Origin of the sequence: Flavobacterium sp. KBS0721 (assembly GCF_002007065.3) — a bacterium.
GTDB lineage: Bacteria > Bacteroidota > Bacteroidia > Flavobacteriales > Flavobacteriaceae > Flavobacterium > Flavobacterium piscis.
This window is the reverse complement of record NZ_CP042170.1, coordinates 2756155-2770026: the sequence shown is the minus strand read 5'-3', so window position 1 is coordinate 2770026 and position 13872 is coordinate 2756155. Positions and strand designations below refer to the sequence as shown.

The following is a 13872-nucleotide window of genomic DNA, read 5'->3' as shown; positions in this document are numbered from 1 at the left end:
ATAGTTTTGAAGTCTTTTTTTGAATAATAAAATGAGTCATCACGAAATTCAAATTATAAATCCACAACAATGTCTCAGATTTTTTATACCTCAAAAACCGCAGTCACTGACTGCGGTTTTCATATTTTCATTTTTTTTAAACCTCAGCTTCAACCGCATCCAACTCTACCTTCAAATTCTTGATGATAAATTCTTGCCTGTCCGGTGTATTTTTCCCCATATAGAAAGACAACAATTGCTCAATCGAAGTGTTTTTATCCATCATAATTGGGTCTAATCGAATGGTTTCTCCAATAAAATTTTTGAACTCATCAGGAGAAATCTCTCCCAAACCTTTAAATCGGGTGATTTCCGGTTTTGGTTTTAATTTTTCGATCGCATCTTTTCTTTCTTCGTCTGAATAACAATAGATTGTTTCTTTCTTATTTCGAACCCTGAAAAGTGGTGTTTGTAAAATGTATAAATGTCCTTCTTTTATTAATTCGGGAAAGAACTGTAAAAAGAAAGTAATCAATAATAAACGAATGTGCATTCCGTCGACATCGGCATCAGTTGCAATTACAATGTTGTTGTAACGCAGTTTTTCCAATCCGTCTTCGATATCTAATGCGGCTTGCAATAAATTGAATTCTTCGTTTTCGTACACGATTTTCTTTGTCATTCCGTACGAGTTCAAAGGCTTACCACGTAAACTGAAAACCGCTTGCGTATTTACGTCACGGGACTTTGTGATCGATCCGGAAGCCGAATCTCCCTCGGTAATAAAAAGTGTACTTTCTAAGTTTCTAGGGTTTTTAGTATCCGGAAGATGTGCGCGACAATCTCTTAATTTTTTATTATGAAGATTGGCTTTCTTAGCACGATCTGTTGCCAGTTTTCTAATTCCTGACAATTCTTTACGTTCTCTTTCGGCTTGTAAAATTTTACGCAATAATGCTTCAGCTGTTGGAGGATTTTTATGTAAGTAATTGTCTAATTTGTTTTTAACAAAATCATTTACAAAAGTACGAACGGACACTGCGGGTGTTCCGTCATCAGAACCCATATCTGTAGAACCTAATTTTGTTTTGGTCTGAGACTCAAAAACCGGTTCCATTACCTTGATACTGATCGCACTTACAATGGATTTACGAACATCCGATGCTTCGAAATTTTTATTGTAAAACTCACGAATGGTTTTTACAATTGCTTCTCTATAAGCTGCTAAATGTGTTCCTCCTTGTGTGGTGTTTTGCCCGTTGACAAAAGAGTGATATTCTTCGCTATATTGCGTTTTACTATGCGTTAAAGCAATCTCGATATCATGATCTTTCAAATGAATAATAGGATATTCAAGATCTTCTGCACTAATTGTTTCTTCTAATAAATCTCTAAGACCATTTTCAGAAATGTATTTTTCGCCATTAAAAATAATCGTCAAACCATTGTTTAGGTAACAATAGTTTTTGACCATCTTAATGACATATTCCATACGGAATTTGTAATTTTTGAAGATTGTTTCATCCGGCGTAAAGGTCACTTTTGTTCCTTTTCGCTTTGTAGTGTCAATGATATCTTCTTCAAGGACCAAATTTCCAGCTGAAAATTCTGCTCCTTTTTGTTTATCATCACGAACTGATTCTACTCTGAAATAATTCGAAAGGGCATTAACTGCTTTTGTTCCGACACCATTTAAACCTACTGATTTCTGGAAAGCTTTAGAATCATACTTTCCTCCTGTATTCATTTTCGAAACTACATCGACTACTTTTCCTAACGGAATTCCACGTCCGTAATCACGAACCGAAACCGTTTTATCTTTTATTGTTACCTCAATAGTTTTTCCGGAGCCCATTACGAACTCATCGATACAGTTATCTAAAACCTCTTTTAGAAGAATATAAATACCATCATCCGGCGAAGATCCGTCTCCCAATTTCCCGATATACATTCCCGGACGCATACGGATATGTTCTTTCCAATCGAGTGATCGAATATTATCTTCGGTATATTGATTTTGCTCTAGCATAAAGTGAATTGGATTTTTGGCTAATGTACCATTTATAGTCAAAAAATGAAAGCGTATTTTCTTTTTGTTACGATTAATAACAGCTTTAAATCCTATTTAAATTGATTTTAAAATAATACGGCCGATAAAAATATAAAAAATCAGCTTTTAAACAAAAAAATACTACTTGATTCCCAAAACCTGCTTCGCTAAAGCAATCATTTCGGGCGTTCCCGTATTTTTATTTTTTTCGTCAGAAAGTTTTACGACTCCTTGCCAATGTGTGTTATCGAGTTTAACTTCGGTCAGTTTTATAACCATATTCATGGGCGGCAAACCTACATCATTAGTAAAATTAGTCCCAATACCAAATGACATTTTGATTTTGTCTTTACAGAAATCGGTTATGAGTTTTACTTTATCATAATTCAGTGAATCCGAAAAAACAATCACTTTCGATTTTGGATCAATTCCCATTTTAGTATAATGCGAAATCACTTTTTGCGCAAACTCAATAGGGTCCCCGCTGTCATGACGTACGCCATCAAAAAGCTTGGAGTATTTTTTATCAAATTGATCGAAAAAAACATTTGTTGTATAGGTATCTGTTAAGGCAATTCCGAGATCACCTCCATAAACTTGTGTCCAATGTTCCAGACTTATTAAATTCGCCATTTTAAAACCATATTGGGCCGCATGAAACATAAACCACTCGTGCGCATGAGTTCCTAAAGGCCTAATATTATTTACCATTGCAAAATGGACATTACTGGTACCAATAAAACTTTCTGAGCCAAAACTTTGCAAAGTTTTATTGATTAAAACATGTACATCATAAGAATGACGGCGTCTTGTACCAAATTCTAAAATTGAAACTCCTAAACTATTATAGTTGTCGATTTTATTTTTGGTCAAGGTTTTTATAGCCTCATCATTTAAGCGAATGAGATGATTTGATTTATAAAAAAGTTCCGAAATTAAAGCCATCAAAGGTACTTCCCATAAAATAGTGCGGTACCAAAAACCTTCAATTGTTACTTTTATTTCTGAACCTTCCTGACTTATCTGCACTTCTGAAGGATCATAAGTGTAACCTTGTAAAAAATCTAAATAAGTGGGATCCAGATACGGACAAAACTTGGCTAAATATTGTTTTTCGTTTTTTGTCAATCGTAAATCAGCCATTGCATCTACTGATCGTCGGAGTAAATCAGCAAAACCCGGGGGGAAAATATGTTTGCCTCTATTTATAAAACCATAACGTACTTTCGACTTTGGAAAAAGTTTTATTACAGCATGCTGCATCGTAAATTTATAGAAATCATTATCTAAAATCGATTTCAGAAAAGTTGTCTCCATACTCATAATTACATTTTAACAGCATATAAACTGTTATCATTAAATCTCATCTCTTTACGGCTAAGATACGGCAATTCGATAAAACAAGAAAATTCTATAAAACAAACCTCTTAATTAGATTTTATTTCCTAATTATTTTAAATGAAACAATACTAAATGTATCCAGATAAATAGTGATATAATCGCCTATATTTTTATCATAAGTGATTTGAAATTCTAAACCACCACGCTTTTCTTTTGAGTTCGTAATCTTAACGGCCTGATTCTTTTTATTCAAATAGAAAATCAGATCTGATTTTGAAGCATTATTGATTTCAAAAGTAATTTTATCTCCGTATTTTGCCTGGATTATTCCGGAATTAGGTGATTTAATTTTAAAATCGCCCTGAATTGTTTTATTATAAATCAAAGGTCCGTTCAGGAATTCTTCTTTATTTAATTTATTCCCTAAATAAGAACCTGAGTCAGGAAAATGTTTGGCGAAAAAATAATCTGGATCTGTATCAAAATAAATGGGATCAAAATCATTTACCATTCTTCCTTTGCTGCTGTCATAATATCCCTGGCCCCAGGTAACATCAACCAAACGCCACCTTTTATCAATCAAAACTGTATTCCATGCATGATTTGATGAAGTATTTTTTCGACCAATATCTGCCAGCCTGGTTTTAGAATCTCCGCGAATTATTTCTGATTTTAATCCAACCAATCCTGCCAAGTGTTGGTATAAGGCTGTAAAACCTTCACAAACTGCTTTTTGAGAAGTAAAGGTCTTTTGGATTAGTTTATCATTAATCTGTTGAATCTTTCTTTGTTTTTCAGCTTCGGTCGAATAAGTAAAACCTTGTGATCTGGGTGGATTTAAAAAAACTTTGTAATCATATTTTATATTGAATGCAATCCAACTGTAAATAGCGCGCGCTTTATCTTTTTCTGAAGAAAAATCGTCCTGAATTCTCTCCGCTAAATCTTTTGTAGTACTAAAGTTTTTAGGATATTTAGCCACTATTTTATCAACATCACTATACTTTTGCGAGTAAGAGGAATGCAAAAAAAGGATATTAAGGAAAAGAATTATAAAGGCAATATTTTTTATTTTCATAGATTTAAAAACATTCTTTTATAAGACCTTTTAATTCTGTATCCAATTCTGTATTAGAAATTTGATTTTTTTCTAAATCAAAATTGGCATTAAAGGCTGGTAATGAAAATGTCGCTTTCACGTTTGCACCATATCTAGGCAAAGCATTACGGGCAATTTCTAAAACCGAAGCACCACCTCTTGTTCCTGGCGAAGTTGCCATTAGTAACATTGGTTTTTGCTGAAAAACTTCTTTGTTAATTCGGGAAGACCAATCAAATATATTTTTAAATGCTGTAGAATAGTTGTTGTTATTTTCCGCCAGAGAAACTACTAAAACATCTGCACTTTCCAGTTTGTCCAAAAATGCTTTTGCTTTTTCATGCTGCCCGACTTCTTTCTCAAGATCAACACTAAATAATGGCATCGCAAAATCATTCAAATCCAAAACTTCAACTTCGGCATTTTCGAATAAACCTGCTGCATAAGTGGCTAAATGTTTATTGATAGAATGCTTGCTGTTACTTCCTCCAAAGGCTATAATTTTCATATTTGTGTTTTTTATTAATTAAACCCTATAAGTCATATGGTTAACTATATTTTATTTGGTTTCTCGATTTCGTAAATCTCTTTCTGAATTTCTACTGAATATTCATTCGGGTAAATTTTACCTCCGTAAGATTTTGCATATACTTTGGTAAATTCTGCTCCAAAATACAGAATAATTGCCGAATAATACACCCAAACTAATATAATTATTACAGAACCTGCTGCGCCATAAACTGAAGCAACTGTAGAACTACCCAAATAAAATCCTATGGCAAATTTACCAATCATAAATAATATTGCTGTAACAGTTGATCCTATAAAAGCATCTTTCCATCTTATTTTTCCATCCGGTAATGTTCTGAAAATAATGGCAAAAAGCAATGTTATACTCGCCAAAACAATGACGATATTGACTACATAAAACAAATAAACGGTGCTTTCAGGGAAATATACTTTTAAACGTGCACTGACTAAATCTAATGTTGTACTTATAAAAAGACTGACCAACATTAAAAAACCAACCGAAGCAATCATTGAAAATGACATTAAACGATTTTGAATAAATTTCTTAATTCCTTTATCCGGTTTTGCTCTTAATCCCCATATAAAATTGATAGAACTTTGTATTTCGGCAAAAACTCCCGATGCCCCAATTAATAACATTGCAATTCCGAATATTGTAGCAAAAAAATTATCTCCTGATAACTGCACATTTTTGATAGCTTCCTGAATCTGAATTGCGGCACCGTTACCAACCAATCCGTTTATTTGCCCATAAAGCTGACCTGTTACGGCATCTTCACCAAAGAAAAAACCACAAATAGTGATGATAATAATCAATAATGGCGGCAATGCAAATATGGTATAATAGGATAATGCAGCACTAAGTTTGATGGCATTATCGTCATTGAATTCTAAAAAGGTGTTCTTGAGCAGAAACCATGACTTGGAGAATATATTTTTGATTTTCACGATACTTCTGGTTTTTAGATATACACTCAAATTTAAGGAATTATAAAAAAATGAGGATTCTTGCTTTTTTGATGAATTTTACATTTTTCCCATGTCATACTTTTGAATATCTTATGACGTGTAGTCCCTATGGGACACGGACTTTAACCTTTTTATCTATTTTTCTACCAACAGTAAACTCCTAACGGAGTATTTATTATGGAGATATCTCTTAGAGATTATATATTGGTAGAACACAACAACAAACGTAAATTTTGTCCCGTAGGGACTACACATGTTTTAATAATAAATAAATTCTATTTTGAAACTTTTATATACTGGCGATCATCTCCAAGGTTTTTAATTTTCAAAATATTCTTGAATTCTTTTCTTTTTGGACTTATTAAATATGAAGCTGAACATAAAATTCTACCTTTTATCGCAGTAATTGAATCTAATTTCTTGAGATCTTCTGGTAAATAAATAGTTTTAAATTTCAGGACATTTTTTTCTAATGATACCATTTCTATTTTCCAAAAAACAGAATCTCTTGTACTTAAAACCAAATGACCATCAATACGCTTTATCTTCTGATTATAAGATAATCTGAATAATGTATCGATACTTTTCTTTACCAACTCAATTGAATCACCTTTTTTAAACACATCAAATTTCTCCTTTGTATCTTTAGTAATTAATTTCCCATCAACAAAATCATATTCAGATTTTAAAGAATCCATTTCTTGTCTGTGAAATTTAAATTTAAAAAAGTATTCTTTTAAAATTTTATCATCTTCAATTCTTAAAAAAGTAGAATCTAAGGTCATATATAAACCTTTAAATTTAGAAGGAAAGTTTCTTAATTCAGAATCATTTACTGGTTGAGGATTTTCAAAATAAAAGGCTAAACAACCATCACATGTTGCAGTAGCATCAGCTTTTTTACAAGATGTTAATACAATTACTATTATCAATATTATTTTTTTCATAGCTTGTCTTATTGATAATGGCAAAAAATCCCCTTATCATAAACTGTCCATAAACTTGCTTTTTGATTGGCTGCTTTCAATGCGCAATTTGCCCAGGTGTTGCAGGTATAAAACAAACTGTAACTTCCTTTTGCTTCATAAAAAGCATCTTTTTTTCCGTAGCTGTGACCTTCTATCCATTGTGGGTGAATGGAATCACTAAAACTTTCTGAAATAAAAGTGATTAATTTTTGATAGTTTTCTTTTGAAATTAAAATACGCTTGCAATCTTCGCCTTCTTTTAATTGTTTGAAAAATGTGGTATGCATGGCTGATGAACTGACTCCGAATGCTGCTTTTAAGGCTGTACTTGCTTTTAAGTCTGACCATTCTGGCGTATCGAGATAAAAACCTTTGTCGCCCCAGCCAAAAGCGATATAATTCATCAAAGAATCTTTTGATTGTGTTTGACTAAACTGAATTTCTTTTCGCCAGTCTTTAATTTCATTTACAACTGGAACTACAATGTCTGTATGCACTCCGTTTGAGAGAATGTAAATAGGAACTGCATCTTTTTCTTCTACTTGTGCAACATCTGAATTGACAGTGATTTTAGAAATCAGATAAACTGCAATGAGATATAAAACAAGAAAAGTAATGATCCCGAGAATAGTCCAGCCTAGAAATTTGAAAATTGATTTTAGCATTTTTATTGGTTGTTTTTAGATTAGTTATTGGTTAATTTTCTGTAACCAATTTTTGAGCCAAAAAAATAATGGCACGCGGATTATACGGATTCGCTAGCGCGAAAGCGCGGATTTGCATGTTTTTTTTTACTCTATTTTTTTTTTAATTCTTTTCTAATTTCTTTTTTGAGCATAAAAAAACTGCTGAATTTCTTCAACAGTTTAGTCTATTCTCTATATTCTTTATTCTATTCTCCGGAAATTTATACGTTGAAACGGAAATGCATTACATCACCATCTTTTACGATATATTCTTTTCCTTCGACTTTGAATTTTCCAGCTTCTTTTGCTTTTGCTTCTGAACCGTAATGAACGTAATCTTCGTACGAAATAACTTCGGCACGAATGAATCCTTTTTCGAAATCAGTGTGGATAACTCCAGCCGCTTGTGGAGCTGTTGAACCAATGTTGATGGTCCAGGCACGAACTTCTTTTACACCTGCTGTAAAATACGTTTGTTGTTTTAATAATTTGTACGCTGCACGAATAAGAACTGATGCTCCCGGCTCTGTTAATCCCATATCTTCAAGGAAAACCTGACGCTCTTCGTAGCTTTCTAATTCGGCAATATCTGCCTCTGCTCCTACTGAAAGGATAATAACTTCAGCATCTTCGTCTTTTACTAATTCACGAACCTGATCTACATATTTGTTTCCGTTTACTGCTGAATTTTCGTCGACATTACAAACGTACAATACTGGTTTTGCTGTAATTAATTGGAAAGATTCCATTAAAACTTCTTCGTCATTCCCTTGAGGTACAATGGTACGAGCTGATTTTGCTTGTAATAATGCTTCTCTGATTCTGTCTAAAAGTGCTTTTTCAGTTTGCGCTTCTTTGTTTCCGGTTTTAGCAGCACGGTTTACTTTTTCTAAACGTTTTTCAACCGTTTCTAAGTCTTTTAACTGTAACTCGATATCAATTGTTTCTTTGTCACGAATTGGGTTTACGTTTCCGTCTACGTGTACGATATTATCGTTATCAAAACAACGTAAAACGTGAATAATAGCATTACACTCTCTAATGTTTCCTAAAAATTGGTTTCCAAGACCTTCACCTTTACTTGCTCCTTTTACCAAACCTGCAATATCTACGATATCTACGGTTGCCATTTGTACGCGTTCTGGTTTTACCAATTCTTCTAACTTGTTGATTCTTGGATCCGGAACGTTTACAACACCAATATTAGGTTCGATTGTACAAAACGGAAAGTTCGCACTTTGCGCTTTTGCATTAGATAAACAATTAAATAATGTTGATTTTCCAACATTTGGTAATCCTACAATTCCTGCTTTCATCTGTTGTTTCTATTTATTTTTTATTAGATCCTGATTCTCTCAGGTCTTATCATTAAGCTTCTGTCTTAATATATAGATCGTTACTTTAATGATGTATAATTTATGTATCGATTTTTTGTTTCTGCCGAAATGATATTTTTTGGCTTTAAAATTTTGCAAATATAAGATTTAATAGCTCGTAAGTGAAGTAAAAATGACGATTAATGTATTTTAAAACATCTTCAATAAAATAATTAAACTTTTTATTAATATTTTGTTAAAAAACAGTAATTTTATCAAAGATCAAAATCAAACAATAAACCAAACTTACAAAACCATGAAAAAGATTGCATTATTTTTATTTCTATTAAATACGATGTTTCTTTTTGCTCAAAAAGAAATTTCAGGAGCTGTAAAAGATAAGTCCGGCGCGCCTTTGCCCGGTGTTAATGTTCTTGAAAAAGGAACTTCAAACGGTACATCAACTGATTTCGAAGGTAGTTATCGCATAAAAGTCAAAGAAGGAGCTACATTAATTTTTAGTTATGTTGGTTATACTTCAACAGAAAAAAAAGTTATCGGTGACAAAATAGAGGTTGTTTTAGACCAAAGCGGCGGCCAGATTTTAAGTGATGTAGTTGTTGTGGGGTCCAGAAATGCGAAAAGAACGGTTGTAAATTCAGCTGTTCCTATTGATGTTATTAATGTAAAAGATGTAACAACGCAAAGCGGAAAACTTGAAATTAATGAATTATTACAGTATGTTGCGCCTTCGTTTAATGCGAATAAACAATCTGGTTCTGATGGGGCAGATCACGTAGATCCGGCTTCATTAAGAGGAATGGGCCCTGATCAGACACTGGTTTTGATTAACGGAAAAAGAAGACATCAATCGTCATTGATTAACTTATTTGGAACTCGCGGACGCGGAAATACCGGAACTGATTTGAATGCTATTCCTGCTGCTTCTATTAAGCGAATTGAGATTTTAAGGGATGGTGCCGCGGCACAATATGGTTCTGATGCCATTGCAGGAGTTATCAATATTGTTACGAATGATAATATAAACGAATTTACCGGAGCCATTACTTACGGTGCGTTTAATACAGATGCAAAAGGAGATTTTCCTGAAGGTACTGCCAACACAAAAGATTTTAGATTAGACAAAAAAGGTAACGGAAACTCATTTGGAAAAAACCAAAATTTTGACGGAGGATCTCTAAAAGTCTCTGCCAATTACGGTACTGCAATAGGAACAAAAGGAGGATACGTTAATGTTACCGGAGAGTTTTTGAATAAAAATAAAACATTACGACCTGGTTTTGATTTTAGAAAAGGTTTTGGAGAAGCTGAAATTCAGGGTGTGAATTTATTTGTCAATCTTGCTATTCCAATCTCTGACAAGACGCAATTTTATGCTTTCGGAGGAAGTAATTTTAGAGATACAGATGCTTACGCTTTTACCCGAAACGATGGTGAAAGAGTGGTAGAATCTATTTATCCTGGCGGATATACGCCTAGAATTACATCAAAAATAAATGATAATTCGATTGCAGCAGGAATTAGAACAGAAACTGCAGGCGGCTGGAAATGGGATTTAAGCAATACATTTGGTAAGAACAAATTTCATTATGATATAAAAGGAACCATCAATGCTTCTCTTGAAGATAAATCGCCAAGAGAATTTGATGCCGGAGGACACAGTTTACTTCAAAACACTACTAACTTAGATGTTTCAAAAAACTACGGTGATATTCTTGGCGGACTAAATATCGCTTTTGGAACTGAATTTAGAGTAGAGAAATTCGAAATTTTTGCCGGAGAAGAAGGTTCATACGCTACATACGATACTAATGGAGTACCTATTACAGACCCAACAACTCAAAGCGCTCCTACGGTTCCAAATCCTGACTATGATCCTACAGATCCAACTTCTTCGCCAACCATTCCAAGACCCGGAGGTTCTCAGGGTTTTCCTGGATACAGTCCGGCAAACGAAGTAAATAAAAGCCGCACCAACTTCTCTTTATATGCTGATGCTGAACTAGATGTTACAGAAGCATGGATGGTTAGCGGAGCGGTTCGTTATGAAAACTACAGTGATTTTGGCAGTACGGTAAACGGAAAACTGGCTTCGAGACTTAAAATTACAGACAATATTAATCTAAGAGGTTCTGTAAGTACAGGGTTTCGCGCTCCGTCATTAGCCCAAATTTATTACAATTTACGTTTTACCAATTTTAGTTCTTCTGGTGCCACTGAAGTTTTATTAGCTTCCAACGATAGCGAAATCACAAGATCTTTTGGAATTGAAAAACTAAACGAGGAAAAAGCCATAAATGCATCTTTAGGGTTTACAGCTAATTTTGGCGACTTTACTGCAACAGTAGATGGTTACTTAATTAATGTAAAAGACAGAATTGTATTAACAGGTTATTTTGATGCACCAGCTTTGGGAAACAATTCTAAAGCTCAGTTTTTTGTAAACGGTGTAGATACAAAAACAACAGGTCTGGATATTGTGCTGTCATGGAAAAAAACAATAAACGAAAATAGATTGGGCGCAACCCTTGTTGGAAACATTAATGATATGAAAATTGACAAAGTACACAACGGTACTCTGGCTGCAAATCAATTCTTTGGAGAACGTGATAAAGCTTTTTTACTAGCTTCTGCTCCGCCTAATAAATTTGGTTTAAACCTTAATTACGGCAGAAAATGGTTTGATGCAGGATTGGCTTTTACCAGATTTAGCGAAGTAAAATTACTGGATTATCAAATGGATGAAGATCCTGAAGACTACAGAACGTCTCCAGCCGAAACTGATGCTCAGGTTTTTGCGAACCAAAAGAAAGCTGCAACAGATACTTATGGAGCAAAAATTGTAACTGATTTAACTTTAGGATTTAAAGTTTCAAAATCTACTAAAATTAGTATTGGTGCCAATAACTTATTAAATATCTATCCTGATCAACAAGATGACTGGGTTGAAGCCGGAGGTTATTGGGATGCTGTACAAATGGGGTTTAACGGAGCTTATTATTATGCAAGACTTGGGTTTAATTTTTAATAATCATTTATTTAAAGAAATACTTTGACTTTAAGTCTAACAATAAAACGCAAAAAATCCTGAGTGCTAAACTCAGGATTTTTTTTTATCCTTAAAGACTACAACTTAAAATCTAATGAAGCAATTATTGCTTTTTCTTCATCTGTGGCTGTAAATCCGGAAATATCCCAATAATTGGTTAGAATTTTATTTTGTTTATTAAAGAGCGTTTTCTCTTTAAAAACATCACATTCATTATAAGTAAACTTTTGCTTATTGAAACCGGTAGTGATAAAGTTATTTCGAACCTGAATATTCTTAACCTGATCTTTTAAAGTAAGATCATACGCTATTTCTTCATTCGAACTTAAAAGATAATAATCTGAACCATCTAATCTATAATCTACTTTTACAAAAGATCTGGTAATTTTTTTTGATCCTATAACGGGCTTTTCTTCGATTTTATCAGAATTTCCCGGAGTAAAAACACACGAAAATTCTACAATTAGCTTTTTGACAGGATCATAAATTACCTCAAAACTATCTGCATCTTTTTTCGTTTTATCAAGAGCAGTAATATTCATTATATAATAATCCTTATTATTTGGATGTCCTTTTATAATAAAATCATATTCTTTTTTTGCTTTTGAATCTAAAACGGTCTGAAAGTAATTGAAATTTGAGTAATTCTCCATGATATTATTGAGATTATACCCTCTTAAATCTGCACTTACATCTGTTTCAAGCAAACCATAAGATCGATTTTGTTCGACTAACAATGTTGTTGTTGACTTTTTATTTCCTGAGAATTGAAAATTTACCAATCCGTCATTATAATAGGAGTATTTGTTATCGAGCATAAAAAACTCTCTTACATAAACTTTAAGACGATAGGGTGTCGTTAATTTTTGTATTGAATTGGAAACAACTCTTTGAAGTATTTTTTGCGGATTTTCTTTAGACAAAACAATTTCATCTAATTTATTGTTCTTATTTTTAAGATAAACAACAAATTGATCTTCTTTTAAAGTCGCCCAACGAAGGGTTAGGTTTTCATAATTCATCTCAGAAACCTGAACATTCGAAGCGCCATTAAGCATAAACGTAACTTTTCCATCATCATTACTTAACAAAACCTGTTTCGTTTTTAGTATGACAACCATTGCATTTTCTATAGGTAACTGTGTTTCTATATCTTTTACAATAATAGAATATTCCGTATTTTGAGCAATACTACTAACGCTAAAAAACACAATAAATAAAAATAGTAATCTCTTCATAGGCGTTATTAAATTTTCAACTAAAGTATTAATTTTTTATTAATAAATTAACATTGAAAAAATAAAACATTAAAAATCAACAAATTAGCTTATTATAAAATTTAGAAATTTGAGCAAAAAAAATCCTGAGTATCGACTCAGGATTTATATTTTCTAAAATAAAATTTTATTCATCACCATGTAAAAATGCTTGTCTGTTCAACAAGGTTTCTTCATCTTCTACGTGGTTATCATCCGGCACACAACAATCAACAGGACACACAGCAGCACATTGAGGTTCATCATGAAAACCTTTACACTCTGTACATTTTCCTGGAACAATATAATATACTTCGTCAGAAATTGGTGTTTGAGCATCATCTGCGTCAACCTCAGTTCCGTCCGGTAAAATTATTTTTCCTGAAAGTCTTGTTCCGTCTTTATATCTCCAATCATCAGCTCCTTCATAAATTGCTGTATTTGGGCACTCTGGTTCACAAGCCCCACAGTTTATGCATTCGTCAGTTATAATTATTGCCATTGTTTTTTAGTCTTAAAGTTAAAAGTCTTACAGTAATAAAGTCATATAAATAAAAAGGTCATTTTCTTTTGACCTGATGACTTTTGACTTTCGACTTATTTATGC

General features: G+C 33.0%; 11 protein-coding genes. 1 reads left to right on the top strand and 10 read right to left on the bottom strand.

The window, feature by feature from the left end; translation table 11 throughout:
- Positions 1-136 precede the first annotated feature (136 nt).
- The 8 genes from B0M43_RS12150 to ychF form a co-directional block, all read right to left on the bottom strand.
- Positions 137-2008 (bottom strand): DNA topoisomerase IV subunit B, encoded by a 1872-nt coding sequence (locus B0M43_RS12150; protein WP_072955860.1) that lies wholly within the window; start codon positions 2006-2008, stop codon positions 137-139.
- A gap of 162 nt (positions 2009-2170) precedes the next feature.
- Complete coding sequence (gene pncB, locus B0M43_RS12145; protein ID WP_065447855.1) at positions 2171-3346, bottom strand: nicotinate phosphoribosyltransferase; 1176 nt, start codon at positions 3344-3346, stop codon at positions 2171-2173.
- A gap of 121 nt (positions 3347-3467) precedes the next feature.
- Entirely contained in the window at positions 3468-4448 is a 981-nt protein-coding gene (locus B0M43_RS12140; protein ID WP_078008158.1) for a transglutaminase domain-containing protein, read from the bottom strand.
- 4 nt (positions 4449-4452) lie between these two features.
- Positions 4453-4977 (bottom strand): NADPH-dependent FMN reductase, encoded by a 525-nt coding sequence (locus B0M43_RS12135; RefSeq protein ID WP_065447853.1) that lies wholly within the window; start codon positions 4975-4977, stop codon positions 4453-4455.
- Positions 4978-5021: 44 nt separating this feature from the next.
- On the bottom strand, positions 5022-5948 hold the full coding sequence (locus tag B0M43_RS12130) for a YihY/virulence factor BrkB family protein (RefSeq protein ID WP_065447852.1): 927 nt from the start codon (positions 5946-5948) through the stop codon (positions 5022-5024).
- A gap of 296 nt (positions 5949-6244) precedes the next feature.
- On the bottom strand, positions 6245-6916 hold the full coding sequence (locus B0M43_RS12125; RefSeq protein WP_078008159.1) for a hypothetical protein: 672 nt from the start codon (positions 6914-6916) through the stop codon (positions 6245-6247).
- An 8-nt stretch (positions 6917-6924) separates the two neighbouring features.
- Entirely contained in the window at positions 6925-7602 is a 678-nt protein-coding gene (locus B0M43_RS12120) for a TIGR02117 family protein (RefSeq protein WP_078008160.1), read from the bottom strand.
- A gap of 242 nt (positions 7603-7844) precedes the next feature.
- Positions 7845-8939 (bottom strand): redox-regulated ATPase YchF, encoded by a 1095-nt coding sequence (gene ychF / locus B0M43_RS12115; protein ID WP_078008161.1) that lies wholly within the window; start codon positions 8937-8939, stop codon positions 7845-7847.
- Positions 8940-9255: 316 nt separating this feature from the next.
- On the opposite strand from ychF, the gene B0M43_RS12110 reads away from it, so the two are divergent.
- The gene (locus tag B0M43_RS12110; RefSeq protein WP_078008446.1) at positions 9256-11988 is read left to right on the top strand and encodes a TonB-dependent receptor; all 2733 of its coding nucleotides are present in this window, start codon (positions 9256-9258) and stop codon (positions 11986-11988) included.
- Positions 11989-12086: 98 nt separating this feature from the next.
- Here B0M43_RS12110 and B0M43_RS12105 read toward each other — a convergent pair whose 3' ends face one another.
- Both B0M43_RS12105 and B0M43_RS12100 read right to left on the bottom strand, forming a co-directional pair.
- Complete coding sequence (locus tag B0M43_RS12105) at positions 12087-13247, bottom strand: hypothetical protein (RefSeq protein ID WP_078008162.1); 1161 nt, start codon at positions 13245-13247, stop codon at positions 12087-12089.
- Positions 13248-13413: 166 nt separating this feature from the next.
- Positions 13414-13767, bottom strand: a complete 354-nt coding sequence (locus tag B0M43_RS12100; RefSeq protein ID WP_065447848.1) for a 4Fe-4S dicluster domain-containing protein — start codon at positions 13765-13767, stop codon at positions 13414-13416.
- Positions 13768-13872: the final 105 nt, after the last annotated feature.